Origin of the sequence: Trinickia symbiotica, from assembly GCF_003028655.1 — a bacterium.
Lineage (GTDB): Bacteria > Pseudomonadota > Gammaproteobacteria > Burkholderiales > Burkholderiaceae > Trinickia > Trinickia symbiotica_A.
In genome coordinates, this window is the sequence record NZ_PYUC01000004.1 from 222,532 (window position 1) to 247,730 (window position 25,199).

The 25,199-nt window shown below is 63.9% G+C and carries 23 protein-coding genes; 11 read left to right on the forward strand and 12 right to left on the reverse strand.

Features of this window, described 5'->3' with window-relative positions; translation table 11 throughout:
- Window positions 1–6 precede the first annotated feature (6 nt).
- The 3 genes from C9I57_RS09465 (at window position 7) to C9I57_RS09475 (ending at window position 1,838) form a co-directional block, all read left to right on the forward strand.
- Window positions 7–648 carry a thiamine phosphate synthase gene (locus C9I57_RS09465; protein ID WP_107150363.1) on the forward strand — a complete coding sequence of 214 codons (642 nt, stop codon included), beginning with the start codon at window positions 7–9 and terminating at the stop codon, window positions 646–648.
- Window positions 649–769: 121 nt separating this feature from the next.
- Window positions 770–1,267 (forward strand): YciE/YciF ferroxidase family protein, encoded by a 498-nt coding sequence (locus C9I57_RS09470; protein ID WP_107150364.1) that lies wholly within the window; start codon window positions 770–772, stop codon window positions 1,265–1,267.
- A gap of 40 nt (window positions 1,268–1,307) precedes the next feature.
- On the forward strand, window positions 1,308–1,838 hold the full coding sequence (locus C9I57_RS09475; RefSeq protein ID WP_107150365.1) for a phasin family protein: 531 nt from the start codon (window positions 1,308–1,310) through the stop codon (window positions 1,836–1,838).
- Window positions 1,839–1,869: 31 nt separating this feature from the next.
- Here the strand turns inward: C9I57_RS09475 and C9I57_RS09480 are convergent, their stop codons facing one another.
- Window positions 1,870–2,352 (reverse strand): DUF1641 domain-containing protein, encoded by a 483-nt coding sequence (locus C9I57_RS09480; RefSeq protein WP_107150366.1) that lies wholly within the window; start codon window positions 2,350–2,352, stop codon window positions 1,870–1,872.
- The gene (fdhF, locus tag C9I57_RS09485; protein ID WP_107150611.1) at window positions 2,352–5,333 is read right to left on the reverse strand and encodes a formate dehydrogenase subunit alpha; all 2,982 of its coding nucleotides are present in this window, start codon (window positions 5,331–5,333) and stop codon (window positions 2,352–2,354) included. The genes C9I57_RS09480 and fdhF overlap by 1 nt, the downstream gene beginning before the upstream one ends.
- Window positions 5,334–5,561: 228 nt before the next feature.
- Between fdhF and C9I57_RS09490 the strand changes: the two genes are divergently transcribed.
- The 4 genes from C9I57_RS09490 to C9I57_RS09505 all read left to right on the forward strand — a co-directional run bounded on the left by C9I57_RS09490 (window position 5,562) and on the right by C9I57_RS09505 (window position 9,353).
- Window positions 5,562–6,095 carry a hypothetical protein gene (locus tag C9I57_RS09490; protein WP_258187567.1) on the forward strand — a complete coding sequence of 178 codons (534 nt, stop codon included), beginning with the start codon at window positions 5,562–5,564 and terminating at the stop codon, window positions 6,093–6,095.
- Between the two features lie 111 nt (window positions 6,096–6,206).
- Window positions 6,207–7,067 (forward strand): MBL fold metallo-hydrolase, encoded by an 861-nt coding sequence (locus C9I57_RS09495; RefSeq protein WP_107150367.1) that lies wholly within the window; start codon window positions 6,207–6,209, stop codon window positions 7,065–7,067.
- Between the two features lie 174 nt (window positions 7,068–7,241).
- Entirely contained in the window at window positions 7,242–7,922 is a 681-nt protein-coding gene (locus C9I57_RS09500; RefSeq protein WP_107150368.1) for a heavy metal response regulator transcription factor, read from the forward strand.
- Entirely contained in the window at window positions 7,923–9,353 is a 1,431-nt protein-coding gene (locus tag C9I57_RS09505; protein ID WP_107150369.1) for a heavy metal sensor histidine kinase, read from the forward strand.
- Here the strand turns inward: C9I57_RS09505 and C9I57_RS09510 are convergent.
- The 5 genes from C9I57_RS09510 to C9I57_RS09530 form a co-directional block, all read right to left on the reverse strand.
- A complete protein-coding gene (locus C9I57_RS09510; protein WP_107150370.1) occupies window positions 9,343–9,837 on the reverse strand; it encodes a Dps family protein in 495 nt (164 codons plus the stop codon). The two genes, C9I57_RS09505 and C9I57_RS09510, sit on opposite strands and share 11 nt — an antisense overlap.
- A 112-nt stretch (window positions 9,838–9,949) precedes the next feature.
- On the reverse strand, window positions 9,950–11,524 hold the full coding sequence (locus tag C9I57_RS09515) for an efflux transporter outer membrane subunit (RefSeq protein ID WP_107150371.1): 1,575 nt from the start codon (window positions 11,522–11,524) through the stop codon (window positions 9,950–9,952).
- A 23-nt stretch (window positions 11,525–11,547) separates the two neighbouring features.
- Window positions 11,548–12,822, reverse strand: coding sequence for an efflux RND transporter periplasmic adaptor subunit (locus C9I57_RS09520; protein ID WP_107150372.1), 1,275 nt, complete (start codon window positions 12,820–12,822; stop codon window positions 11,548–11,550).
- Between the two features lie 24 nt (window positions 12,823–12,846).
- On the reverse strand, window positions 12,847–16,041 hold the full coding sequence (locus C9I57_RS09525; RefSeq protein ID WP_107150373.1) for an efflux RND transporter permease subunit: 3,195 nt from the start codon (window positions 16,039–16,041) through the stop codon (window positions 12,847–12,849).
- A 194-nt stretch (window positions 16,042–16,235) separates the two neighbouring features.
- Window positions 16,236–16,937: a FadR/GntR family transcriptional regulator gene (locus C9I57_RS09530; RefSeq protein ID WP_107150374.1), complete on the reverse strand. Its 702-nt coding sequence runs from the start codon at window positions 16,935–16,937 to the stop codon at window positions 16,236–16,238.
- 250 nt (window positions 16,938–17,187) lie between these two features.
- On the opposite strand from C9I57_RS09530, the gene C9I57_RS09535 reads away from it, so the two are divergent.
- The 3 genes from C9I57_RS09535 (at window position 17,188) to C9I57_RS09545 (ending at window position 20,090) form a co-directional block, all read left to right on the forward strand.
- A complete protein-coding gene (locus C9I57_RS09535) occupies window positions 17,188–18,516 on the forward strand; it encodes a C4-dicarboxylate transporter DctA (RefSeq protein WP_107150375.1) in 1,329 nt (442 codons plus the stop codon).
- A gap of 66 nt (window positions 18,517–18,582) precedes the next feature.
- Complete coding sequence (gene alc / locus C9I57_RS09540) at window positions 18,583–19,596, forward strand: allantoicase (protein ID WP_107150376.1); 1,014 nt, start codon at window positions 18,583–18,585, stop codon at window positions 19,594–19,596.
- Window positions 19,593–20,090: an ureidoglycolate lyase gene (locus C9I57_RS09545; protein WP_107150377.1), complete on the forward strand. Its 498-nt coding sequence runs from the start codon at window positions 19,593–19,595 to the stop codon at window positions 20,088–20,090. The genes alc and C9I57_RS09545 overlap by 4 nt, the downstream gene beginning before the upstream one ends.
- A gap of 89 nt (window positions 20,091–20,179) precedes the next feature.
- Here the strand turns inward: C9I57_RS09545 and C9I57_RS32705 are convergent, their stop codons facing one another.
- Together C9I57_RS32705 and C9I57_RS09550 are read right to left on the reverse strand one after the other, a co-directional pair.
- The gene (locus tag C9I57_RS32705; protein WP_181321783.1) at window positions 20,180–20,317 is read right to left on the reverse strand and encodes a hypothetical protein; all 138 of its coding nucleotides are present in this window, start codon (window positions 20,315–20,317) and stop codon (window positions 20,180–20,182) included.
- Between the two features lie 91 nt (window positions 20,318–20,408).
- Window positions 20,409–21,653 carry a multidrug effflux MFS transporter gene (locus tag C9I57_RS09550; protein WP_107150378.1) on the reverse strand — a complete coding sequence of 415 codons (1,245 nt, stop codon included), beginning with the start codon at window positions 21,651–21,653 and terminating at the stop codon, window positions 20,409–20,411.
- 178 nt (window positions 21,654–21,831) lie between these two features.
- Between C9I57_RS09550 and C9I57_RS09555 the strand changes: the two genes are divergently transcribed.
- A complete protein-coding gene (locus C9I57_RS09555) occupies window positions 21,832–22,746 on the forward strand; it encodes a LysR substrate-binding domain-containing protein (RefSeq protein ID WP_107150379.1) in 915 nt (304 codons plus the stop codon).
- Here the strand turns inward: C9I57_RS09555 and C9I57_RS09560 are convergent.
- The 3 genes from C9I57_RS09560 to C9I57_RS09570 all read right to left on the reverse strand — a co-directional run bounded on the left by C9I57_RS09560 (window position 22,739) and on the right by C9I57_RS09570 (window position 25,093).
- Window positions 22,739–23,473, reverse strand: a complete 735-nt coding sequence (locus C9I57_RS09560; protein WP_107150380.1) for an amino acid ABC transporter permease — start codon at window positions 23,471–23,473, stop codon at window positions 22,739–22,741. The two genes, C9I57_RS09555 and C9I57_RS09560, sit on opposite strands and share 8 nt — an antisense overlap.
- Window positions 23,470–24,204, reverse strand: a complete 735-nt coding sequence (locus C9I57_RS09565) for an amino acid ABC transporter permease (protein ID WP_107150381.1) — start codon at window positions 24,202–24,204, stop codon at window positions 23,470–23,472. Before C9I57_RS09565 ends, C9I57_RS09560 begins: the two co-directional genes overlap by 4 nt.
- 61 nt (window positions 24,205–24,265) lie before the next feature.
- Entirely contained in the window at window positions 24,266–25,093 is an 828-nt protein-coding gene (locus tag C9I57_RS09570) for an ABC transporter substrate-binding protein (protein ID WP_107150382.1), read from the reverse strand.
- Between the last annotated feature and the right edge of the window lie 106 nt (window positions 25,094–25,199).

Genomic DNA, 25,199 nt, shown 5'->3' on the forward strand with positions numbered 1-25,199 from the left:
GCTCGCATGCGGATAGTGACAGACCTCCCTGTACTACTGCTCATCACGCCTGAACCCGAACCGGACGCCGATGGACGATTCGGGGGCTTCCTCGATCGGCTCGATCGCGCATTGGCGCGCGGGATCGCGCTGGTGCAGCTGCGCGCGAAACGGCTCGACGCCGCCCGTTTCGACGAACTCGCGGCTCAGGCGCTGACCCTATCGCACCGGCGCGGCGCCCGGCTCATCGTCAACGCGCCGCGAGGGCATGCCGCCATCGTCGCGGCGCTGAACCCTGCGTCGGGCTTCGATCCGACCGGTCATGGCGGTGGGATCCCCGGCGCCGACGGCTTCCATCTCACGAGCGAACAACTGATGAAATGCTCGACGCGTCCGCTGTCCGACGCGAAATTGCTTTCGGCCGCATGCCATACCGAAGAGCAGTTGGCGCAGGCGGCGCGCGTCGGCGTCGATTTCGTGACGCTTTCGCCCGTGCTGCCGACGGCGAGCCACCCCGACGCATCGACGCTCGGGTGGGAGCGTTTCGGCGAATGCGTCGGGCGAGCCCGCGTGCCCGTGTACGCGCTCGGCGGCATGACGCGCGAGCATTGCGCCAAGGCACGCGCGCTCGGGGCGCAAGGCATCGCGTCCATCACCGCGCTCTGGTAGCGCATCGATTCTTCCCAGTGGCGTTCGAGGCACGCGCGTTGCAGCTTAACGCGCGAGCCTCGCGCTCGCCAGCGTTCATTGAACCGCGGCATCAGCTGAATCCAACTGGAGGGAATCCATCATGGCTGCACGCAAGACACTCGAGGATCTGTTCATTCACGATCTCTCGGATATCTACAGCGCCGAAAAACAATTGACACGTGCGCTCGCTAAACTATCGCGAGCGGCGGCGAACGCCGAGCTGTCGAAGGCGTTCGAGACACACTTGCACGAGACGGAGGGCCAAATTGAGCGGATCGACAAAGTCGTCGATATTTGCGGCGTCCGACTCAAGCGTGTCAAGTGCGTGGCGATGGAAGGACTCATCGAGGAGGGGCAGGACCTCGTCGACGAGATCGAGAAGGGTCCGGTGCTCGATGCCGGCCTCATCGGCGCGGCACAGAAGGTCGAGCACTACGAGATCGCGGCGTACGGCACGCTCTGTGCGCTCGGCAAGCAGCTCGGCCGCGAGGATGCCGTGAAGCTGTTGCATGAAACGCTCGAGGAAGAAAAGGCGACGGACCAGAAGCTGACGCAATTTGCCGAGCAGATCGGCAATCCGCAGGCCAAGAAGGCCTGACGGGCAATCACTGTCCAATCACTTTCGAGGGAGCACGACGATGAATTCACCTGCAGTCGAATATGTTGGTTCAGTCGAACAGGCCACGGCAGGATCGATCGCCGGTATTGCCCAGCGCACGCTGGACGGCTTCCAGCGGCTCGCCCATTTGAACCTCGAGACGGCGCAGAGTGCCTTGAGCGAGCAACGCGAGATTGCCGAGGAAGCTGTCAACTCGCGATCGCTGGATTGGCTCCTTCTGCTGCCGCCCGCGCAGATCGAGGCCGCAATGAAGAAATCGCTCGCCTATTGGCGCCATGCCAGCGATATCGCGATCGAGACCGTTGCCGGCAGCGTCGGATCGAGCCTGTGCGGGTTCAGTGAATATGCTCGTTGGACGACGTCGTTGCTGGGCGATGCGGTATCGCGTATGCCGGCGTCGGATTCGACGAGCCTCGTCGTTGCCGATCCCGACGCCAATTTGCCGCTCATTGCCGACGCGGAGGACGCCGATGCGAAATCGAGCAGAAGAAGAAGGTCGGTCAAGCCGGGAGACGACGAAGGCGGCGACGGTTCGACGATGAAGCAGTAGAGCAGTAGCACCATCCCTGACGCGCATGACATCAAGCGCTGCTCGGCTTGCCTGTGAACGCCGATATCGGTTTATCGATATCGCGTTCGAGGCCGGCCGAGAATGCTTTCAGTCCTTCGATGAGCGGCGTCAGCGCTTGCCAGAGCGCGTCGTCGTGCAGCATGCGATAAGCGCCGCTCACGCCCGGCGCCGTATTCCCGTCCTCTTGCGGCTGCCAGGTGCTCGCCGCGTGAAACGCGTCCGTCATCGCGAACGCTGCTTTGTAGAATTGCTGTGGCGAGATGCGCGATAGCGCCATGAGCACGATCGCCAGATTCTGGATCGCGTTCAGCGTGCCTTCTTTTTCGAGCCCGCTCACGAGCACCTGAGCGACCGGCGTTTTCGCGCCGACGAGGTCGTTCACGAAGCGTAGAACGCCGTGCCGGTGCAGGTTTTGGAGCAGACGTTCGAGCTCTTCGTGCGCATCGGGTCCGATCTCGGGCACGCTCGCTTGGTAGTGAATCCGTTCGGCCATTACATTCTCTCCGGATGGGGCGCCTGCGCGGGCGGGCGCGTGTAGTCCTGACGCGCCCACTTCTCGGCCGCGTCGACGCCATCGATCGGCGTGCGCTCATGGTTGCGGTAATTGCTCGGCGGCAGCGGCGGACCATCCTTCGCGCGCGGCAGCACCTCGAGCTTGGCGGCGATCTCCTTGTAGGCCGGTGTGTTGACGTCCGGGTCATGGTGCTCGCCCGTCATCTCGTTGAGGCCGGGCTTGCCTTGGTGGATCGGCACGAAGAGCGTCTTGCCGCGCACGCGGTCGGTGACGAGCGCCGTCAGCTCGGCCGAGCCGCGCCGCGAACTGATGCGCACCCAGGCCCCGCTTTCGATGCCGCGCTCGGCGGCGAGCTCGGGGCTCACCTCCACGAACCAGTTCGGCGCCTCGTGCCAGATGCGCGGCCCGCGGCCGGTCTGATTCGTCGATTGAAACTGCTCGAGCATGCGTCCGTTATCGACCATCAGATCGTATTCGTCGTCGGCGTCCTCGTCGGGTGCTTTCCATTCGAGTGCGTAGAGCACGGCCTTGCCGTCGTCGGTATGGAAGCGATCGGTATAGAGCAGCGGCGTATCGGTGCCGTCGGGCTTCACCGGCCAGACGAGCGACTTCCATCCTTCGAGCCGCTCGTAGTTGACGCCGGCGAACATCGGAGCGATGCCGGCGACTTCATCCATGATCTGCGACGGGTGCGTATATCCCCACGGATGGCCCATGCGTGCGGCGAGATCGGTGAGGATGCGCCAGTCGGGGCGGCAGTTTCCGAGCGGCGGCATGACTTCGTAGAAGCGCTGGATACGCCGCTCGGTATTGACGAACGTGCCCTCTTTCTCGACGCTGGGACACCCGGGCAGCACGACATCGGCGAACTCGGCCGTCCGGCTCATGAAGATGTCCTGCACGACGAGGAAGTCGATTTCTCGGAAGGCCTTGTGGACGTTTTCGGAATCGGCATCGGAAAACGCCGTTTCCTCGCCGATGACGTACATCGCCTTCAGTCGCTTTTGCGCGGCTTCTTCGACCATCATGAAGTTGTCCTGACCGATCTTGCCCGAGAGGCGGCTTGCCTCGATGCCCCATGCCTTGGCCCATTTCTCCCGCACTCTCTCGTCGGTCACCTTCTCGTACCCCGGGAAGACGTTCTTCAGGCAGCCGAAGTCGCTTGCTCCCTGTACGTTGTTGTGTCCGCGCATCGGGTAGCCGCCCGTGCCGGGACGGCCGTAGTTGCCCGTCACGATGAGCAGGTTCGAGAGGGCAGTGCTCGTGTCCGCGCCATGGCTGTGTTGCGTGATGCCCATCGCCCATAAAAGGCAGACGCTCTTCGCCTGACCGATCATTTCGCCGGCCGCCGTGAGCTGGTCGCGAGGGATGTTCGTCATGCGCTCCGCGAACTCGAGCGTGAACGGCTCGAGCGAGCGCCGGTATTCCTCGACTTTATTGACGCGCTTGGCGAGAAAGTCGAGGTCGGCATAGCCATGCTCGAACATGTAGCGCGAGAGCGCCGACGCCCAGATCAGATCGGTGCTTGCCTTCGGCCGCAGATAAATATCGGCGCGCTCGGCCATTTCGTGGCGCCGCGGGTCGACGACGAGGAGTTTCTGTCCGCGCAGCTTGTGCGCGGCCTTGATCTTCGAGGCGATGACGGGATGGTTTTCGGCCGTGTTGCTGCCGACGATGACGACGAGATCGGCTGATTCGATGTCCGCGATCGTGCCGGCGTCGCCGCCGTAGCCGACCGTGCGAAAGAGTCCCATCGTCGCCGGGTTCTGGCAATAGCGCGACGAGTTGTCGACGCTGTTCGTGCCGATGATGAGCCGCGCGATTTTTTGCGTGAGGTACGCCTCCTCGTTGCTCGCCTTGCTCGAGCCGATGAAGCCGATGCTGTCGGGTCCGTGCGCGTCGCGAATCTCGAGCAGGCGGCGCGCGACGAGGCTGAGCGCCTCGTCCCAGCTTGCCTCGCGAAAGCGGTTGTGCTCGCGATCGCGGATGAGCGGCGTCGTGAGCCGCTCCTTGTCATTGATGAAATCCCAGGCGAACTTGCCTTTGATGCAGGTCGAGATGCCGTTGACGGGTGCTTCGACGACAGGCTGCACCTTCAGCAGATGCCGGTCGCGCGTCCACATCTCGAACGAGCAACCGACGCCGCAGTAGGTGCAGACGGTTTTCGTCCGCTTGATCTCGGGCTGCCGCCAGTGCATGTCCATCTTCGAGAGCGCGGTGATGGGCGGTGCGCCGACGGTGTTTTCGAGCGTCTTCACGACCTCGATCAGCGGCCGCTTCAGCGACTGCGGCATCGATGTGAAGGGGCCCGCGTCCGGCTGCATCGTCTTCTCCATCAGCGCGTTGCAGGGGCAGACGGTTACGCAATGTCCGCAGCTCACGCAGCTCGATTCGTCGATGGGCTTGCCGCCGTCCCAGAGCACGCGCGGATGCTCCGACGAGAAGTCGATGCTGAGCGTTTCGTTGACTTCGACGTTCTGACAGGCTTCGACGCATCGGCCGCAGAGAATGCATTGATCGGGGTCGTAGGTATAGAACTGGCTCGATTCGTCCTTTTCGTAGGGCTTGCGCTCGAACGGATAGCGCTGGATCGGCATGTTCATCTGCGCCATCGTGTTGTGCAACGTGCAGTCGCCCGTGTTGTTTTCGCAGACGGTGCAATAGAGTTCGTGCTTGGCAAGCAGCCTGTCCATGCCCTCGCGCTGGGCGGCCATGGCTGGTTCGCTCGCGCTCGAGATAACGAGTCCGTCAGCCGATTTCACCGCGCAGCCGCGCTCGAGTTGGCCGTCCATCTCGACCCAGCAGACGTCGCAGGTCTGCAAGGCGCCGAGCGAACGGTGATAGCAGACGTGCGGCAGGGCGATTCCGTGTTCCGCGAGAAAATCCACCAGCGGCTGGCCTGCCTTGCCGGTCAGCGTCTTGCCATCGAACGTCAGCGTGCATTCGTTTGCTTCGGCCATCGTCTTTCCTCCGAGCGTTTCGTGACGCCGTCTTAACGGCTTTTCCTGTCGCGGCACGCGCATATTGCGGGGTGGAGCGTTCACTCGCCGTATCGCGTATCTGGGAAGCAGTCAGCATGCGCCGTACCAGCTAGCGCGCAAGGCGCGAAGCGGCGAGCACGCGGCGGTGAAGGAAACGATGAGGCACGTGCGGTGCTGCTGCTGACAGGGAGCGTGAAGGAGGATGCGATGGCCGATCCGCAGCAAAGCAACGAGACTCGTCTTGGCTTCATTGCGACGTCGGGTTTGTCCGACGCCGCGCGCGGCGGACGGTTCTGGCGCCGCTCGCTGGCCTCGGGCTCGGCGGCAGGTGCGCTTGCGGCCGCCGTCGCGGCTTGGCGAGCACGCAAGGATGGCGCGACGGCTTGTGCCCCGATCAATGCCGTGACGCATTGTCTATGGCCCGAAGACGCGCCGCGTGCCACGGCGTTCAGTGCGCGCCATACCGTGACGGGCTTGGCCATTCATCAAGCCGCGGCGGTGTTCTGGAGCATGCTTTTCGAAAAGCTCGTCCCGCGCATGCCGCGCAGGCGTCCCGCCTGGACGGCCGGCGCGGCCGCCGCGACGGCCGCGACCGCTTATCTCGTCGATTATCACGTCGTGCCGAAACGGCTGACGCCAGGCTTCGAGGCGCACTTGTCGCCACGCTCGATGGCCTGCGTCTACGCCGCCATCGCCACGGGCTTCGCCGTAGCCGCTTTCGCGAGGAAAGCTCCGCGTTGAGGCCGCGGCGGCGGCACTCGCCGGCCGAGGGAAACTCCCCAGTGCGACAGGTCAAACACCTCACGCGTCGGGGTATATTGTCACCGTCTCTCGATCCCGACGGAGCGTGCCATGCAGCCGCTGGTGGAATCTTTTTTCGATCCGGTCACGTCGACGTTCACGTACGTCGTGCATGCGGGAGACGGGTCGCCCTGCGCGATCATCGATTCCGTGCTTGATTACAGCCCGTGCTCGGGGCGCACATCGACGGCTTCCGCCGACCGCGTCGTGGCATTCGTGCGCGAGCACGCGCTCAGCGTGCAATGGCTGCTCGAAACGCATGCGCATGCCGATCACCTATCGGCGGCCCAATACCTGAAGCGCGAACTTGGCGGAAAGATTGCGATCGGCGAGCAGATTCGCGCCGTGCAGCATACGTTCAAGCATGTCTTCAATCTCGGCGCCGATGTGCCGTCCGACGGGACGCAATTCGATCATCTGTTCACGTCAGACGAAACGTTCTCGATCGGCGCGTTGACGGCGCAAGCGCTGCACGTGCCCGGCCACACGCCGGCCGATCTGGCGTACCGGGTCGGCGATGCCGTCTTCGTCGGCGATACGCTTTTCATGCCCGACGTCGGTTCGGCACGCTGCGATTTCCCAGGTGGCGACGCCCATTCGCTCTATCGTTCAGTGACGAGACTGCTGTCGCTGCCGGCCGAAACGCGGCTTTTCATGTGCCACGACTATCCACCGCCTACGCGCGAGGCCTGCTGTCAGACGACGGTCGCCGACGAGCGGCGCGCGAACATTCATTTGCGCGAGGGCGTATCGGAGAGCGACTTCGTCGAAATGCGCACGCGCCGAGACCGGACGCTCTCGATGCCAACGCTGATTTTTCCGTCGGTGCAGGTGAATATCCGCGCGGGCGAAATGCCGCCGCCGGAATCGAACGGCATTCGCTATTTGAAGATTCCGGTCAACGGTTTCTAGCTTTTCCGACCGCGTCGTGCGGCGCCCGCGCTCGCTTCGAGTGTTGGCCGCGAATCCTTTCGGACTGCTGACGAGTACGCCGCGGCGACCTCGAAGCCGCGTTCAGCATAGAATCGTGGCTCCCGGAACGAGTCCTCAGCGGACGAACGAGTAGCCGGCGTCGCGAGCACGAATATGCGGATATTGGTCATCGAAGACGAGCCGAAGACAGGGACCTACCTGAAAAAGGGGCTGCAGGAGTCGGGTTATTCCGTCGACGTCGCGACGGACGGTGCCGAGGGGCTCCTGCTCGCGCAGGAGGAGCGCTACGACGTGATCGTGCTCGACGTCATGCTGCCGACGATGGACGGGTGGTCCGTGCTCAAAACACTGCGCGAGCAACGTCTGACCACGCCTGTCCTGTTTCTGACGGCAAGAGACGACGTTCACGACCGCGTGCGCGGCCTCGAGCTCGGTGCCGACGACTATCTCGTCAAGCCGTTCGCGTTCGTCGAACTGCTCGCGCGCGTACGGACACTCGCGCGGCGCGGGCCGCCGCGCGAAAACGAGCTCTTGAAGGTGGCCGACCTGGAGATCGACGTCAACCGGCGGCGTGTGCGCCGGGGGACGACCCGCATCGATTTGACGCCGCGCGAATTCGCGCTGCTTCAGTTGCTCGTCCAGCATCAGGGTGAGGTGCTGAGCCGCACGCAGATCGCCTCGTACGTCTGGGATATGAACTTCGACAGCGATACGAATGTCGTCGAGGTCGCGATTCGCCGGCTGCGCGTGAAAATCGACGAGGATTTCCCCATCAAGCTAATCCAGACCGTGCGCGGAGTCGGGTATGTGATCGAACCGAGAGAGGAGCAGTGAATGGCGAGCCGGTCGCTCGCCGCTAAGCTCGCATTGGCCTTCGGCGGCATCACGCTCGTCGTCTTCGGGGCCGTCGGCAGCATCCTTTACTACGCGCTCGATCGGCAGATCAAGAAAGAGGACGACCTCGACATCGTGCTGATCTCGCGCCACGTGCGGCGCCTCGCGGACGAGCTCGACTCGACCGCGTCGGTGCGCGAGCATGCCGAGCGGCTCACGAGTCAGGTGCTCGGCCATCGGGCGCTGTCGCTGCATGTCGTCGATTCCGCCGGCGAAGTGCTCGTCGAGCATAACGCCGAGACGCTCGGCACGGCGTCGCCGCTGCCGGCGTCGATGCCCGATGTGCCGGACGATGCGCGGATTACCGAGCAATCGATCGTCGAGTGGCATACGCCTGGCGGCAGGCCGATGCACGGTATCGCGTCCCAACTTCGGCTGCGCGACGGCAGTACCGTCACGGCTATCGTTTCGCGCGATATGACCGATCGATGGCAACTGCTCGATCACTATCGCGAGCGTCTCTATGCGTTCGGCCTTGGCGGCATGCTGGTTGCGCTCGGGCTCGGATGGATGCTCTCGCGCGAGGCGTTGCGCCCCGTGCGCGACATCGCGGCGAGCGCGGCAACGATCACGGTCGAGAAACTCGACACGCGCATCGACGTCGAAAACGTGCCGACCGAGCTGAGCGCGCTCACGCAGTCGCTCAACGCAATGCTCGATCGCCTCCATCGCGGCTTCGAACGCCTTTCGCAATACACGGCCGATCTCGCGCACGATATGCGCACACCGCTCGGCAATCTGCGCGGATCGGCCGAGGTGGCGCTCGCGCGCGAACGTTCGGTCGAGGAATATCAGGCGGTGCTCGCCTCGAATCTCGAGGAGTGCGAACGGCTATCGCGGATGATCGAAAGCGTGCTGTTTCTCGCGCGCGCCGAGCACCCGCAATTCGTCACGCAATTGCGCGAGCTCGATGCGGTGGAAGAGCTCACGCGTATTGCGCAGTATTTCGAAGGCGTGGCCGACGATGGGGGCATTCGGCTGAGCGTGAAGGGCGATCCTTCAGTCAAGCTGCGAGCCGACGTCGAGTTGATGAGGCGGGCCATCAACAATCTGCTCGCCAATGCGCTCCGATATACGCCGCCGGGAAAGGAAATCGCCCTCGAGGCCGCGCGAGCGGGGGACGGTACGCGGATCGTGGTGGCCAACGAAGGCGCCCCCATCGATCCCGCGTTGCTCGAGCGCATCTTCGATCGGTTCTACCGAGCGGATCCGGCGCGCAAGAGCGATCCGGGTTCGGTCGGCTCGGCCGGCCTCGGCCTCGCGATCGTGCGCACCATCATGGAATTGCATGGCGGCACTGCGCGCGCCGAGAGCGATGCAGCCGGCACGCGCTTTATCCTGACCTTTCCCGAGGGAACGGTTACCCGCTGATCGTTTCGGCGAGGAACCAGGCGCGCCGCTGCGCTTCGTCGATCCAGTTTTCGAGCAGGCTCGCCGTCGCGACGTCGTCGTGCTTGTCGCAGACCTCGTGCGCTTCCAGCATGAATGCGGCAAGGCGAAGATTGTCGTCGCGCAGCTCGGCAAGCATCGTGAGTGGCGCGACGGAGTCGGCATCGTTGTCCGAGATGCGCTGCCTGCGCGCGATGTCGCCGATCGAGCGCAGCGTCGATCCGCCGATCTTGCGCACGCGCTCGGCGATGTCGTCGGTGATGGCGAAGAGCTGTTCGCCTTGCTCGTCGAGCAGCAGATGGTAGTCGCGGAAGTGCGGGCCGCGCATATGCCAATGGAAGTTCTTCGTCTTCAGATAGACCGCGAAGACATCGGCCAGCAGCGGATTGAGCTGCTCCGAGATCTCATCGATTGCCTGCTTGCTGAAAGGATGTTGCGCGTTTGCTGAGGTTGCGCGAGTGTTCATGACGACTCCTTTTCCTGTTGTGTCTGAGTGAACGTCAGGGCTTCGGACGGCACGGCGAAACGCTTGCGCACAAGTATAGAAGAGAGCGCAAGCGCATGCATTTTGGCCGACCTCAAGCCCCGGGCTTGCTTGTTCCAGTGTCCGCTTCGTCTGGAACATTTCCTTGGAGGGGTGTCGGCTTGGCGGATTTGTCCGCGCTGGCGCCGGTATGGGCGCCCGTATCGGCGCCGGCGAGGGCCGCGCTGTCCCACCCGCCGCCGAGCGCTTTCACGAGCAGGGCCGCCGCGTCGACACGGCGGGCCTGGATCTGGTCTTCGGTACGCTCGTTCGTCAATGCGATGGTCTGCGCCGTGACGACGTCGAGGTAGCTCACGGCCCCCGCCCGATAGCGATTCATGGTCAGCTTCAGCGACAGTTGCGCCGACTGCGTGGCGATGCGCTGTGTCTGCGCTTCGCTTGCCAATGTTCGCAGTGCCGACAAATTGTCCTCGACCTGTTGGAACGCGACGAGAACCGTTTGCCGATAGTCTGCGACGGTGCCTTCATATTGCGCGGTGGCGGTCTTGAGCGCGGCATCGCGTCGGCCTCCATCGAAAATCGTGCCGGCCAGTTGCGCGCCCAACGACCAGAAAAGGCTTCCCGCAGTGAGCCAGGGGGCGTAATAGGTGCTCTCGAGTCCGGCACCGGCCGAGAGAAGCAGGTCCGGATAGTAGGCGGCATGTGCTTCGCCGATTTGCGCGTTGGCCGCGGCCACCCGCCGCTCGGCGGCCGCGATGTCGGGCCGTCGCTCGAGCAGTTGCGAAGGCACGCCCGTCGGGATATCGGGCACTTCGATCGGCGCGACGCTCGGCGGCAGCGAAAACGACGAGGCCGGGACGCCGATCAGCGTGGCGATCGCATGCTCGAGTCGCGAGCGCTGAACATCGATGTCGGTATCCTGCGCGCGCGTGCTTTCGAGTTGCGTCCTGGCCGCGGCGACGGCCGAAGCATCGACCGCGCCGTCTTTCCACTGTTGCTGCACGATGTCGAGCGAGGCCGTATAGGCCGTGACAGTGTCGTCGAGCAGCGTCTTCTGAATGTCGAGCGCGCGCAGGTCGAAATAGTCGATTGCAAGATCGGTCGTCATCGAAAGTCGGACGGCCTCGAGGTCCGCCTGGCTCGCCTGCGCGGTATCGCGCGCGCCGACGACGGCGTCCTTGACGCGCCCAAAGAGGTCGGGCTCCCAGCTTGCCGTGGCGCCCGCCGCATAATCGGGCAACGTCTTGCCGGCCGTCGAATGGCCGATCACGTTCTTCGAGTAAAGGCGTGCGCGCTCGACGCCGCTGCCGGCCGTGACGATCGGGGAGAAGCCCGCACGCTCGTATTTGAGCAGCGCACGCGCTTGCTCCAGCTGCGAGACCGCCTTCTTGACCGTCTGGTTGGAGATATCGATGCGCGCTTCGAGGCTGTTGAGCCGCGAATCGCCGAAGCGCGTCCACCAAGGGCCGCGCGAGAGCGCGTCAGCCGGTGTTGCCACGCTCCAGCCGGCGGCCGGCGCCGCCGCATTGGCGTAGTGCGCCGGAATCTCGACGTCCGGCTGGCGATAGGGCGGCAGCGTCGAGCATGCGGTGCATGCGCAGGCAACGCAGGCGGCGATCGTCTGGCGCAGCGACGGTGGACTGAAGTGATGAAGGTGGGCATGGCTCATGGTCGGTCTCCGTCTGTCGCCGTTCACGCGTGAGCGGCGGGTGTAGCCGCGACCCGAACGGCTTCGCCTTCGCCAATGGCGTCGCCTGGGTTGTCGATCACGCGATCTGTCGGCGCGAGGCCCGTGGCGACTTCGACGTAGGTGCCGAAATCGCGGCCGATGGTGACCGTCTTCAGATGAGCCTTGCCGTCGCGGCCGACGACGGCAACCGTTACGCCTTTCGGCCGGAACAGCAATGCACTGACGGGCAGCTCCAGCGCCGGATGCGGCTCGACGAGCCCGAGGTGCGCTTGAGCGTAGGCGCCCGGCAGGAGGGCGCCGTCCGCGTTGTCGACGTCGACTTCCACGCGCAGCGTCCGGCTCGATGGATCGATCGCGTTCGTTGTGCGCGCAACCGTCGCCGGAAAACGTCTCCCTGGATATTGCGGCGACGTCAAATAGACGGGCGTGCGCGCATCGACCCGCGCCGCATCGTCTTGCGGAACGTCGACGAATACGCGCAGCGTCGCGGTCTGAGCCATCTGAAAGAGTGCGGTGCCGTTCGCGGGCGCGTTGACGCCGGGCGTGCCGCCGGCCGTGACGAGCGAGCCGATGTCGATGTTGCGGGCGGTAATGGTGCCGTCGAACGGCGCCCCCACCCTCTCGTAGGAGACGAGCTCGGCAAGACGCGCGACGTTCGCACGCGCTGCCTCGAGCATCGCCTTTTTGGCCTGCATGTCGGCTGTCTTCGTATCCGCGTCCTGCTGCGACACCGATTGCGTCTGTAGCATCTGCTGCCATCGGTCAGCCGTGCTTTTCGCATAGTTGTAGTTCGCAAGAGCCGTCGCTTCGTCGGCACGCGCCTGACTCAGCTGCGCGTCGAGCTCGGGCGTCTCGATGACGGCGAGCGTCTGGCCCGCTTTCACCTTCGTGCCGATGTCCGTATACCAGTGCGCGATATAGCCGCTCGTGCGCGCGTAGATGGAGGCGTCGATATAGGGCGTCACCGCACCGGGCAACAGCAGCTCCTGCGACGCGGGCGCGGGCTTCGGTTCGACGAGGGAGACGGTCAGCGCGCTCTGGGCCTGCACTTGCCGCGTTAATTCGGTGCTTGCGCGCAAGCGCGGCACGGCGCCGGCTGTGAGCAACGCTGCGGCCAGACAGCCTAGCGCGATGGGCAGCATCGGGTGGCGCCGGACCCTGGCCGAGGCAGGGCGGGCGGGTCCGAGGTCATCGCATTGGGTTGCGTCGGCTGCGCGTGCGGTTGGCGGAGCCGAGACGATGTCGCGATCCGTCTGGCAATCGTTCGGTGTATTCATGACATGGGCTCCTGCAGACGAAGTTCAATCGGCGGCGGCGGGTTGCGGCAAGCCGGTGGTGCGGCGCGCTCTACGATTCGCGAGCCAGGCATGCACGGTCCCAAATAAGACTGGCACGAACGTGAGCGTGGAGACGGTGCCGAACATGAGGCCGCCGATCACGGCGCGACCGAGCGGCGCGTTTTGCTCGCCGCCATCGCCGAGGCCGAGCGCCATCGGCAACATCCCGATCAGCATCGCGAGGGCGGTCATCATCACCGGCCTGAAGCGGACAAAGCCGGCTTCGAGCGCGGCGGCGAGCGGCGCGCGACCGCTTGCGAGCAGGTCGCGCCCCGCGTTGACGACGAGAATACTGTTCGCGGTGGCGATGCCCATGCAGAGGATCGTGCCGGTGAGAGCGGGCACGGACAGCGTCGTATGCGTGGCGAACAGCATCCAGGCAATGCCGGCCAGCGAGCCCAGGAGGCCGCTGACGATCACGAACGGGTCGATCCATGACTGGAAGTTCACGACCATCAGCAGGTAGACGAGCACGATGGCAAAGGCGAGGCCTGTGCCGAGGCCGACGAACGATTGGTTCATCGATTGCACTTGGCCGCGCAGTACGATCGACGAACCGGGCGGGAGCTGCGCGCGCGCCGCATCGACGAGGTGCTGGACGTCTGAAGCGACCGCGCCCAGATCGCGGTTTTGCGCCGAAGCGTAAATGTCGATCACGGGCTGCACGTTGTAATGCGAGATGACAGCCTGCTGCGTCGAGCGGGACATCGTTCCGAGTGTGCCGATCTGGCTCTGCGGGCTTGCCGAAGGCGGTGGTGTCGTGAGCGGAATGTTGGCGAGCGTCTGCAGCGAGTGAATGTCGTACTGCGGCGCTTCGACCGTCAACGGATAGCTCACGCCATTTGCGGGATCGAGCCAGAAGTTCGGCGTAGTCTGTGAACTGCCCGACAGCGCAATCAACAGGTTCTGCGCGATGTCATGCTGCGAAAGCCCGGCCAGAATCGCCTTCGTCCGGTCGATGTCGAAGCGGATCGTCGGCTCGTCGCCGGGCTGCTGGATACGCGCATCGACGAGACCTCGTACGCCGCGCAGCTGCGTCAGCAGACGATCGGCGACGACTCGGTTCTGCGCGAGCTTGTTGCCGACGATTTGTACGTCGATCGGAGCGGGCAGGCCGAAATTGAGGATCTGGCTGACGATATCGGCCGGCAAGAAGGCAAACGACACGCCTGGAAACGAAGCGCTCAGCACATTGCGCAGTCGGGCGACGTATCGTGCCGTGGGCTCGTGACCGGGCTTCAGCGCGATGAGGACGTCGGCGTCCTCGGTGCCGATGGGCTGCGACGAGTCGTAGGTCAGATTGATCCCGCTGACCGGCAGACCCATGTTGTCGAGCATTGAGCCCAGTTCGCCCGCCGGAATCACGGCCCGGATCTTTTGCTCCACCTCGCCCGTGATGCGCGCCGTCTCTTCGATGCGCGTGCCGGTCGGTGCGCGCAGATGCAGCCGTATTTCACCGCTATCGACTGAGGGGAAGAAGTCGCGGCCGAGGAATGGCACGAGTGCAAGCGACCCGAGGCAGATCAGCAGAAAGACAGGGATGAACGTGCGCCGCGCCGCGATCGCGCGGGAGAGCGCATCGTGATACCGCTCGCGCAGCGCGGCAAAGCGATGCTCGAACCGTTCCTGAAAGCGGGCGATCGCGGCGAAGCGGCCGGTCGGCGTGCCGCTGCGAGCCGTCTTCGCGCGCAGCAGGTACATGGCGAGCGTCGGAATCAGCGTGCGTGAGAAGAAGTAAGAGGCGCAAAGCGCGAAGACGACTGCTTCGGCGAGCGGCACGAACAGATAGCGCGCCACGCCGGAAAGGAGAAACATCGGGACGAAGACGATGCAGATGGACATCGTCGAGACGAACGTCGGCGTGGCGATCTCCCCGGCGCCGACCAGGATGGCTTGCTCCAGCGGCTCGCCGTTCTCGAGATGGTGCGAGATGTTCTCGATCGCGACCGTTGCATCGTCGACGAGGACGCCGACGGCGAGTGCCAGGCCGCCGAGCGTCATGATGTTGATCGTCTGCCCGAGCGCGGAGAGCGCAATGATCGAGGTCAGGACGGCGAGCGGAATTGAGACGGCGATGATGAGCGTGGCGCGCCAGCTGCCGAGGAACAGCAAAATCATCGCGGCCGTGAGGCACGCCGCGATCAGGCCTTCGCGTACCACGCCCATGATCGCGGACTTGACGAAGACGGACTGGTCGGCGAGCGGCGCAATCTTCAACGACGACGGCAGGCCCGCCGCGATTTTCGGCAGCAGTGCCTCGACCTGTTGAATGATCGCGAGCGTGGAGGTGCTGCCCGTCTTTTCGATGGTGAGCAGCGCGCCGCGCTTGCCGTCGGCGCGCACGATGTTCGTCTGCGGCGCATAACCGTCGATGACGTGCGCCACATCCCGCACGTAGACGACGGAGCCGTTCACGACCTTGATCGGCAGATCGTTGAGGGCGGCGATCGTTTGCGTGCTGCCGTTCATTTCGACGTTGTATTCGCGAGAGCCGATCTTCGCGGTACCGCTCGGCAGAGTCAGGTTCTGCGCGTTGATGGCATTGACGACGTCGATCGGAGCGAGGCCCTTCGCCTGCAGCGCGCGAGGATCGAGCTCGACCATGACCTGGCGCACCTTGCCGCCGTAAGGCAGCGGCACGGCGGCGCCTTGCACGGTCGCGAGCTGCGTACGGATGAAGCTGTTGCCGAGGTCGTAGAGTTGCTGCTCCGAGAGCGTCTTGCTCGAGAGGCCGAGCTGAAGGATGGGTACGGTCGATGCGCTGTAGACGATGATGTTGGGCGGCAGCGTGCCCGGCGGCAGATTCTTCAAGATCGATGCCGAGTTCGATGCGGCCTGTGCGACGGCACGATTGATGTCGGCGCCCGGGTGGAAGAAGACCTTGATCACCGAGACGCCGGCGAGCGATTGAGATTCGATGTGCTCGATATCGTCGACGTCGGTCGTGAGCGATCGCTCGTACGGCGTCGTGATTCTCTGCGCCATGTCCTGCGCGGAGAAGCCGTTGTAGGTCCAGACGATGCTGACCACCGGGATGTCGATGTTCGGAAAAATGTCGGTGGGCGTGCGCATGATCGCGAGCGGCCCGAGGATGAACAGCAGCAGGGCCAGCACGATGAACGTGTAGGGCCGCTTCAGCGCGAGTCTGACGATCCACATTGCGGGGTCCTTTCCGAGGGATTCCGGAGTGCGCATCGGGGCGAAGCCCGCCCGCGATGCGCGATTGACCCGCAGTTTGCCGGCGGGGCGCTGACCCCGCCGTTACGTCGACATTACAAGTTCGTTATCTGGATGGGCTATGGAGCCTCGGGGGGCTCGAGGGCTCGAGGGCGCCTCTGGGGCCTCTGGGGCCTTTAGGGCCGAGGGGTGGCCGGCACCGGGAAGTACACGCCCGCGCGCTGTGCCGCCGCGACGATATGCGTTTCGATTGCGCGCCCGGCGCGGTCCGGATCGCGGCTTCGCAATGCCTCGACGATCGCCGCATGCTCACGATGAGTCGATAGAACGAGCTCGCGTTGATAGAACGGCAGGCGCTGGCTTTCCTGCATGATGTCGGCGCTGTTGCGCAGGATCGTTTCGATCGCCGAGTTCCCGGCGAGTGCGACGATCCGCATATGGAAGTCGAAGTCCAGTCGCGCAGCGGCCTCGAATTCGCCGTCCGTGAGCGCGACGCGCAGCGCGTCGAGGTTCTCCTCCAATGGCGCGAGATCGTCTTCGCCGATCGCCACCACCGCGAGGCGCGCGACGAATCCCTCCAGCGCATAACGCATTTGGTAGGTATCGGGCAGCGAAACCTGATCGGCGAAGCGCCACCGTTGCGGATGAGCCGGGCGAGCGCGAGCGACATAGACGCCTTTGCCGGCGCGAATCGTCACGAGCCCGAGCGCCTCGAGCGTCGACAGGGCCTCGCGCAACGACGCGCGGCTGATCTGGAGTTCATCGGAAAGCTGCCGCTGCGCCGGCAACAGACTGCCGACGGGATAGACGCCCTGATGAATGCGCTCTTGAATCGTGGCGGCGGCGGCTTCGGTGACGGTTTGGGCGATGCTGCTCATGCGGTCCTCTGCGGTCAGACCGGTAGTTTAGTACCGTCTCGCCGAAATGGGGTGCCAGAGCGCCATCGGCACGGCCGCGCGATCGATTTTTCCGGTGAAATCGTAGCGCCGATAGGCGCGGGTTAACCCCCTCGCGGCTTTTCTTGACGCTGCCATATTGGGTTTCTAATATTCGCCTTAACGAGTGAGGTCTGACCAGTTAGACCAGTCCGGCCAGCCTCGTGAATTCGTCGCCGCCAGGAGGCCTGCCGTGTTCAGATTTCTCAATTCCTTGTTTGGGCGCGTCATCGTCGCCCTCGTCGCCGGTGTCGTGCTCGGCGCGTTGTTCCCGCATTTCGGCGAATCGCTGCGTCCGTTGGGCGACGGCTTCCTGAAGCTGATCAAGATGGTGGTCGGACCGATCGTTTTTTGCGTCGTGGTGAGCGGTATGGCGAGCACGGGCGATCTGAAGAAGGTGGGCCGCGTGGGCGTCAAGGCGATTGCCTACTTCGAGGCCATGACGACGATCGCGCTCGTCATCGGCGCGCTGCTGGCCTGGTTCGTGCAGCCGGGCGCCGGCATGAACGCCGACTTGCGCAACCTCGACGCGGCTTCGCTCTCGACCTATACCGAGCACGTCAAGAGTCTGAAGGACGTCGGCGGCTTCTTGCTGAAGATCATCCCCGATACCGTCGGCGACGCGTTCGCACGCGGGGATATCCTGCAGGTGCTCGTCTTTTCCGTCCTGTTCGGTGCGGCGCTTTCGCTGCTCGGCGACAAGGCGGCCCGCGTCAGCGGCTTCATCGATGAGCTCGCGCAGACGTTCTTTCGCATCATGGGCTTCGTCATCAAGCTCGCTCCGCTCGGCGTGCTCGGTGCCATCGCGTTCACGACCGGCAAGTACGGGGTCACTTCGTTGAAGCAACTCGGCATGCTCGTCATCGTCTTCTACGCGAGCTGCGTCGTATTCGTCTGCGTCGTGCTCGGGATCGTCATGCGCATCGCGGGCTTCAACATCTTCAAGCTGATCCGCTATTTTAAGGACGAGCTCTCGATTGTCCTGGGGACCGCATCGTCGGATGCCGTCTTGCCGCAGGTCATGCGCAAGCTCGAGTGGCTCGGCGTCAAGGATTCGACGGTCGGGCTCGTGATTCCGACGGGCTACTCGTTCAACCTCGACGGCTTCTCGATCTATCTGACGCTTGCCGTCATCTTCATCGCCCAGGCGACGAATACGCCGCTGTCGATGCACGACCTCATCGTTGTCGTGCTCGTCTCGCTCGTGACGTCGAAGGGGGCACATGGCATTCCCGGATCGGCCATCGTGATTCTCGCGGCCACGCTCTCGACGATTCCCGCAATTCCGGTGCTGGGCCTCGTGTTGATTCTTCCCGCCGATTGGTTCGTCGGCATCGCTCGCGCACTGACGAACCTGATCGGCAATTGCGTCGCGACGATCGTCGTCGCGTCCTGGGAGAACGACATCGATCGTGCCCGTGCGAAGCGCGTGCTCGACGGTGACGCCGATCTTCAGTTCGTGCCCGACACCGTGGCTCCGCTCGGCGCCGAAGCGCCGATCGCCGCGGCGCGTGCAGGCTGATCGCGGCCGCGGCAAGCGCTTCGTTCATTCGTTCCGTTATCCAGTACTCCGAACTATCCCGACATCATGGCAATTCCGACCCTCGACCCCACGGCCCCCGACTTCACCCGTCGCTATGTCAACCTGGCCGACCCTCGTTTCGGTGCGAAAGCGCTCGAAGCCAGCGACGAGTTTTTCGCGCCCAAGGAGCGCATGCTGAACCCGGAGCCGGCCGTCTTCATTCCCGGCAAATACGACGATCACGGCAAGTGGATGGACGGTTGGGAGACGCGCCGTAAGCGCACGTGCGGCTTCGACTGGTGCATCGTCGAGCTTGCACGGCCCTGCGTCATCAAGGGCTTCGATCTCGATACGAGTCATTTCACCGGCAACTTCCCACCCGCTGCATCGGTCGAGGCCGCCTTTGTCGAAAGCGGTACGCCGAGCTCAGAAACGCAGTGGGTCGACGTGCTTTCTTCGGTCGCCTTGCAGGGCAATTCGCACCATTACCACGCCATCGACGATGCACGGATCTTCACGCACGTGCGCGTGAATCTGTATCCGGACGGCGGTCTCGCGCGGCTACGCGTGTATGGCGCGCCGCAGGTCGACTGGAACAAGTCCGGGCGCGATACGGTCGTGGACCTTGCCGCGATGGAGCATGGCGCCTACGTGGTCGCGGCAAACAATCAGCATTTCGGGCTGGCATCGAATCTGCTGATGCCGGGGCGCGGCGTCAATATGGGCGACGGCTGGGAAACGCGGCGCCGCCGCGAGCCGGGCAACGACTGGTGCATCGTCGCGCTCGCTCACGCGGGCGAGATCGGCAGGATCGAGGTGGACACGGCGCACTTCAAGGGCAACTATCCGGACCGCTGCTCGCTGCAGGCGGCGTATGTGGCGGGCGGTACTGACGAATCGTTGATCACGCAGTCGATGTTCTGGCCGGTGTTGCTGCCCGAGCAGAAGCTGCAGATGGATCACGTTCACACGTTCGTGGCCGAATTGGCGGCGCTTGGCGCCGTCACCCATGTCCGCTTCAACATCGTTCCCGACGGTGGCGTCTCGCGCCTGCGGTTGTTTGGGACTCCTCAACGATGAAAACGCTGCCCGTCGAGCCGCTCACGCGGCAAGCATTCGAACCGTTCGGCGACGTGATCGAACTGAAAGGGGCTCGTCATTTCCCGATCAATCTTGGGACGACCGAGCGGTTTCACGACCTTGCGCGCATCGATGTCGGGGATGAGGGAGGGCGCCCGCTCGTCAGCCTGCTTCGCGGCGAGCCGCGGACATCGCCTGTCGAGATCCGGATGATGGAGCGGCATCCGCTCGGCTCGCAAGCTTTCATCCCGCTCGCCGATACGCCGTTTCTCGTCGTCGTTGCGCCGGCGGGGCCGCTCGATCCCGCCAAGTTGCGCGCCTTCGTCACGCGCGGTTGGCAGGGTGTCAACTACGCGAAAGGCGTTTGGCATCACCCGCTCCTTGCACTCGAGCGGGTCAGCGATTTCATCGTCGTCGACCGCGGCGGCGAAGGACCGAATTGCGACGAAGCGTGGCTCGACGAGGTTCTGCGCCTTTCATCGGCCGCGGCGTGAATGCCTCATGGCGGGCGAAACGCGACGAAGATCGCCCGCCGCCGGCGAATGTCGAGCGGCTGCTGCATCGCTTCAGCCGTTCGCGGAGCTCAACGGCAGCGCTTCACCCAATGGTGGTGAACGCGCTCCCGATGGCAAACACGATGATGATGGTCGTAGGCGAATGCCTGTGAGACGGTGCCGAAAACGACGGTCAGTGCAGCGATTGCGAGGATGGTTTGCTTCATGGCGCTCTTCCAGGAATTCAAAAGTACAGAAGAGCGTGCATGCTAGCAAAGCGCGATTACGGTTCGCTTTCCTTGGGGCGCTTTCTTCCTATCACTGCGTCGGGCAGGCAACCCGCTCTAGCACTCGCGGCTTGTTCGCGAGCCTGAGGAACGCGGGGAACGCCACGCACCCGAGCACCGCAACGGAAACCTCGAACGCGCTCAATGACGCAACGGTGCCGGGAAGCGACGCGATTGCCGAGATCGCGAGCGACCCGGCTGTCAGATGCATCGCTCCCATCAATCCCGATGCCGCGCCCGCGCTAGCCGGAAAGCTCGTGACGCCCCCCGCGAACGAGAGCGGGATCAGAAAGCCGTTGGCGAGCGTAATGACCGATATGGCGAGAATCATCGGCAGCGGCGTGGCCACGCCGTGAATCGCGAGCCCTGCCACGCAGGCGGCGCCGAGCGCGAGCAGACCGAAGCCGACGACAAGCAGCCGGTTCAGCGGATGATGCCGCGCGAAATGGCGGGAGACGAGGTTGCCCGCGATATACGTGACCGAGAGGCTGATGTAGCAATAGCTGATCGACTTGGTCGATAGACCCATGCTTTCCAGGATCACCGGCGACGCCGCCAGATACGCAAGATACGCAGCGTAGCCGACACAGAGGTTCACGGCGTACGCCCAAAACCGCGGTTGCTCGAGCAGCATCGGGTAAGTCGCGAATGTCGCAAGCACGCTGCCGCGCCGCTTCGTTGCCGGCGCTGTCTCGGGAATGTAAAAAGCGAGGAGCAGCACTGCCGCTACACCGATGAGCGCCGTGAAGTAAAACGGAGCGCGCCACGAGATGGAGGTCGTGAGATATCCGCCCACGAGCGGCGCTAGCGCCGGAGAGGCGCCGACGATCGGCATGATCGTCGTGAAGATGCGCGCCGCGGTTTTCGTATCGAAGAGGTCGCTGATGATCGCGCGCCCGATCACCATGCCCGCGCCGGCGCCCAGGGCCTGGACGATACGCGCGAGTCCGAACGCCGTGACGTTCGGCGCGAGCGCGCAGGCAATCGAGGCCACCGTATAGAGCGCCATACCGCCGATGACGAGACGGCGACGTCCGTACGCGTCGGAGAGTGGGCCATAAATGGCCTGCGCGATGGCGAGCCCGATCACGTAGACGCTGAACGTATGCTGCAACGCCGACATCGGCGCATCGAACGCGCGAGCGGCGAGCGCCATGCCGGGCAGGTTGATGTCGGACGCGAATAAGCCGCTCGCGCTCAGCAGAACGAGCGTGGTGAGCAAGATGCCGTGCGGGATGGCAAATCGCGGTCTGTCGATGACGTGGTCACTTTGCATGTTCGTTTCGTCCGTCTCGCGGACGACCTGAGAATGAGTTGACTGCAATCGCGCGGCACGCTGGTGCAGCAGGTACTGGGGCCGCGACACGAGTGCTCCGGAAGACGTGAGATTAGTGGCTCGGTATAATGCTGTCCAAGACTTAATTTGGTGTATATCTGCTAAAACAGGTCTGAACATGGAGCTGCAGCAACTTCGCTATTTCATTGCCGTGGCTGAAACGGAGCACGTCGGGCATGCCGCCGAGCGGCTGCATATCTCGCAGTCTCCGTTGAGCCGGCAGATTCGCCTGCTCGAAGCACAACTCGGTCTGCAGTTGTTCGAGCGCGTCAAACAACGCGTGCGTCTGACTCCGGCGGGTCGTGAGTTTCTCGTCGAGGCGCGCGACCTGCTGGCGCAGGCGAGCCGAGTCGAAGAGCGCGCACGCGAGGTCGGGCGCGGGGACATGTGCTCGGTATCGATCGGCTATTGTGAAGGTGTCGTTCACAATGGGCGCTTGCCGGCCGCGTTGCGAAGGTTTCGGACGGCCTATCCGCGCGCGCGATTGAAGCTTGCCGCGATGCGTTCGGGCGAGCAGACTGAAGCGCTCGAGCGCTCGGTCATCGACGTGGCGTTCGTCTATAACCCGTCGCATCGAAGCGAACTTCTCGCAAGCCGGCTGCTGACGAGCGAGCCGTTCGTGCTTGCTATGGCGGACGATCATCCGCTCGCGAGGAAAAAGGCCGTGACGGCGCGCGATCTCGATGGCGCGCCATGGATCGCGATGCCGAAAGAGAACAATCCGGCCGCGCGCGAGCGGTTTCTCGCGGCATGCAAGGGGGCGGGTTTCGCGCCCGATATTCAGTTCGAAGTCGCGCAGGTGGCCAATACGCTCGGTCTCGTCAGCGCCGGGCTCGGCTTCGCGGCGATGCAAGCGAGCATGCAGCGAATGAATCCGCCCGGCGTCGTCTTCAAGAAGCTCGACTGGCTGCCGCTGACGGTCGATGTTCACGTGATGTGGCGGGCACGCGCGCAAAGCGCGGGCGTGCGGCATTTTCTGGACGCGCTCGAATGGCCCGTAAACGCCAAAACGGAGGAGGCCTTGGCTATCTAAGACTGGGCATGCCGCTCTTGTCCAGTTCTTTGTCGAGTACAGGCCCCCTTTGGGGCGAGCGCACGGCCCTCGTCAGACGCGTCGCGATCCAGTCGAGCAACGTGCAAAGCGCGATGTAGATGAGAGCAACGAACGCAAAGACGTGAGCCGGGTAGACCATCAACCGACTATTTACCTGATTGGCGAGGAACGACAGTTCCGGCACACCGACGATATAGGCGAGCGACGTGTCCTTGACGAGCGACACCCACTGATTGACGAACGAAGGCATCATGATTCGGACCGCCTGCGGCATGACGACGACGCGCAGCGTTTGCCATCGATCCAGGCCGAGCGCGAGACCGGCGTTCCATTGCCCGCTGCCCACGGCTGCAATGCCGGCCTCGACCGCATGCGCGAGATAAGCCCCTCCAATCAGCGCAAGCGACACGAGCACCGTGCCGAGCGCGGGTACCTCGACCTGCAGCACGATCGGCAGCAGAAAGAAGGTCCAGAAGATCAGCATCAGCACGGGAATCGCGCGGAAGAATCCGACGATCGCGAGCAGCACGATGTGAGCGGCGCCACGAGTCATGGCAAGCCCAATGCCGGCGGCAACGCCAATCGCCGCCGATAGCAATGCCGACGAGACGGCCAGCGAGAGCGTCAGCGCCGCACCCCCTAGAGGGCCGTGCGGAAACGCACCGAAGAGCAGATAGGGCAAGTTGGACCAGAGTGCATCGATCATCGAGCGATTCCTCTGCGGTCCGCTACGAGCGAGCCGCGTCGATAGGCGATAAATACGGCCTCGATCACGGCGATGGTCACGATATAAAGAATGGTGGCCGAGCCGTACGCTTGGAACGTCTTGAAGGTGGCGCTATCGACTTCCCGCGAGGCATATGACAGCTCTGCCACGCCGATCGCCATCGTCAGAGACGAATTCTTGACCACGTTCATGTATTGGCCGACGAGCGCGGGCACGGCGATGCGAATCGCTTGCGGCAGTACGACATGTCGAAAGGCTGCGACGCGCGCGAGCCCCAGCGCTGCGGCGGCTTCGCGCTGCGCCTTCGGAACACCGGCGAGTCCCGCGCGCAATTCTTCGCCGACGAACGTCGTCGTATAAAGCGTGAGCCCGATGAAGCCGGCCACGACCTCGAACGACGGCCACGCGATGGAAAGCGGTCCGACAGCGAAGCGGTGAGGGACATTGAGCCAGCTCGTCAGGCCGCTCGGCAACAGCATTGCCGCGCCGTAGTACCAGAACAGCAGTTGCACGATGAGCGGCGAATTGCGCACGAGCGTGACATAGGTCGATGCGGTTCGCCTCGCCAGTGCCGAGTCCGTGCTGCGAACGAGTGCGAGCACGAACCCGAGGAACGTCGCCGCGACGATGACCGATGCGGCGAGCGCGAGTGTGACTGCATAACCATGTGCAATCCAGCCGACGTACGTCGGCGCGAGCCAACCGCTCATCGGAGCGCGCGGATTGTGCCCGCGTGCCGTAGCGCGAACGCCTTTTCGCTAGCCAGCGCCATCAGCTTTTCCGCGGATCGCCGATCTTGAAGAGGCGCGGTAGCGGCGCCTTGCTCTTGGGCCCGAACCACTTGTCGTAGATTTTTGCCGCAGTGCCGTTCGCTTCCAGCGAGACCAGCGTGTCGTTGACGAAGGACAGCAGTCGCGGCTCGCCTTTCGGCACGCCGACGCCTTCGTAGTCGTTCGAGATCGTGAATGAAGGGATCTCGTAGTGACCACGGTCCGAGTCGGGCACGTTGGCGAGCAACGCAACGAGCTTCGGCCCGTCTTGCGTGATCGCCTGGACGTTGCCGGCACGCAGCGCGGCGAAGGCGAACGGCGTGTCGTCGTAGGCGACGATTGTCGCGCCCGGGAATTTCGTTCGCACCTGCTGCTCGTTCGTCGTCCCCTTGTCGGCTCCGATGCGCAGCGAGTTCAGCTGCTGAGGTGACGCGAGCACGCCTTTCTTGGCGAGAAACTGTGTACCCGAAGCGAAATAGGGCGTGCTGAAATCAACTTCCTTTTTGCGCTCATCGGTGATCGTGAAGTTTGCGAGTACGAGATCGACCTTGCTCGACTTCAGGAAGGCGATCCGGTTGGCCGGGTTCGTCGGCTGTATCTCGAGCTTCACGCCGAGCTTGTCGGCGAGGGCGCGCGCATAGTCGACGTCGAGGCCGACGATCTGGTTCGTTGCGGGGTCGACGAATCCGAACGGCGGATTGCTGTCGAACGTCGCCACGCGCAGGACGCCGGCGTGGCGGATGTCGTCGAGGCGGTCGGCGTGCGCGGTCCCGGTGAGGGTCAACAACAGGGCGGCGAAGGCGGCGGTCAGTGTTTTTCTCATTTTCATGAAGGTGTCAGCTAAGACAAGTGGCAAATGCGTGATCGGTGCGGGCGATGACGGAAATGCGGCCCGCTCCATTCTGTTGAATGAAAAAATGTAACCGCATGGTCGC

What these genes read in the sequence shown, in the direction of transcription:
- C9I57_RS09570 (WP_107150382.1), bottom strand. Translation starts at nt 25,093, where the DNA reads ATGAAAATGAGAAAAACACTGACCGCCGCCTTCGCCGCCCTGTTGTTG.
- C9I57_RS09470 (WP_107150364.1), top strand. Translation starts at nt 770, where the DNA reads ATGGCTGCACGCAAGACACTCGAGGATCTGTTCATTCACGATCTCTCG.
- C9I57_RS09490 (WP_258187567.1), top strand. Translation starts at nt 5,562, where the DNA reads ATGGCCGATCCGCAGCAAAGCAACGAGACTCGTCTTGGCTTCATTGCG.
- C9I57_RS09525 (WP_107150373.1), bottom strand. Translation starts at nt 16,041, where the DNA reads ATGTGGATCGTCAGACTCGCGCTGAAGCGGCCCTACACGTTCATCGTG.
- C9I57_RS09510 (WP_107150370.1), bottom strand. Translation starts at nt 9,837, where the DNA reads ATGAACACTCGCGCAACCTCAGCAAACGCGCAACATCCTTTCAGCAAG.
- C9I57_RS09480 (WP_107150366.1), bottom strand. Translation starts at nt 2,352, where the DNA reads ATGGCCGAACGGATTCACTACCAAGCGAGCGTGCCCGAGATCGGACCC.
- C9I57_RS09500 (WP_107150368.1), top strand. Translation starts at nt 7,242, where the DNA reads ATGCGGATATTGGTCATCGAAGACGAGCCGAAGACAGGGACCTACCTG.
- C9I57_RS09515 (WP_107150371.1), bottom strand. Translation starts at nt 11,524, where the DNA reads ATGAGCCATGCCCACCTTCATCACTTCAGTCCACCGTCGCTGCGCCAG.
- C9I57_RS09520 (WP_107150372.1), bottom strand. Translation starts at nt 12,822, where the DNA reads ATGAATACACCGAACGATTGCCAGACGGATCGCGACATCGTCTCGGCT.
- fdhF (WP_107150611.1), bottom strand. Translation starts at nt 5,333, where the DNA reads ATGGCCGAAGCAAACGAATGCACGCTGACGTTCGATGGCAAGACGCTG.
- C9I57_RS09465 (WP_107150363.1), top strand. Translation starts at nt 7, where the DNA reads ATGCGGATAGTGACAGACCTCCCTGTACTACTGCTCATCACGCCTGAA.
- C9I57_RS09545 (WP_107150377.1), top strand. Translation starts at nt 19,593, where the DNA reads ATGAAAACGCTGCCCGTCGAGCCGCTCACGCGGCAAGCATTCGAACCG.
- C9I57_RS32705 (WP_181321783.1), bottom strand. Translation starts at nt 20,317, where the DNA reads ATGAAGCAAACCATCCTCGCAATCGCTGCACTGACCGTCGTTTTCGGC.
- C9I57_RS09565 (WP_107150381.1), bottom strand. Translation starts at nt 24,204, where the DNA reads ATGAGCGGTTGGCTCGCGCCGACGTACGTCGGCTGGATTGCACATGGT.
- C9I57_RS09530 (WP_107150374.1), bottom strand. Translation starts at nt 16,937, where the DNA reads ATGAGCAGCATCGCCCAAACCGTCACCGAAGCCGCCGCCGCCACGATT.
- C9I57_RS09560 (WP_107150380.1), bottom strand. Translation starts at nt 23,473, where the DNA reads ATGATCGATGCACTCTGGTCCAACTTGCCCTATCTGCTCTTCGGTGCG.
- C9I57_RS09495 (WP_107150367.1), top strand. Translation starts at nt 6,207, where the DNA reads ATGCAGCCGCTGGTGGAATCTTTTTTCGATCCGGTCACGTCGACGTTC.
- C9I57_RS09475 (WP_107150365.1), top strand. Translation starts at nt 1,308, where the DNA reads ATGAATTCACCTGCAGTCGAATATGTTGGTTCAGTCGAACAGGCCACG.
- C9I57_RS09555 (WP_107150379.1), top strand. Translation starts at nt 21,832, where the DNA reads ATGGAGCTGCAGCAACTTCGCTATTTCATTGCCGTGGCTGAAACGGAG.
- alc (WP_107150376.1), top strand. Translation starts at nt 18,583, where the DNA reads ATGGCAATTCCGACCCTCGACCCCACGGCCCCCGACTTCACCCGTCGC.
- C9I57_RS09550 (WP_107150378.1), bottom strand. Translation starts at nt 21,653, where the DNA reads ATGCAAAGTGACCACGTCATCGACAGACCGCGATTTGCCATCCCGCAC.
- C9I57_RS09505 (WP_107150369.1), top strand. Translation starts at nt 7,923, where the DNA reads ATGGCGAGCCGGTCGCTCGCCGCTAAGCTCGCATTGGCCTTCGGCGGC.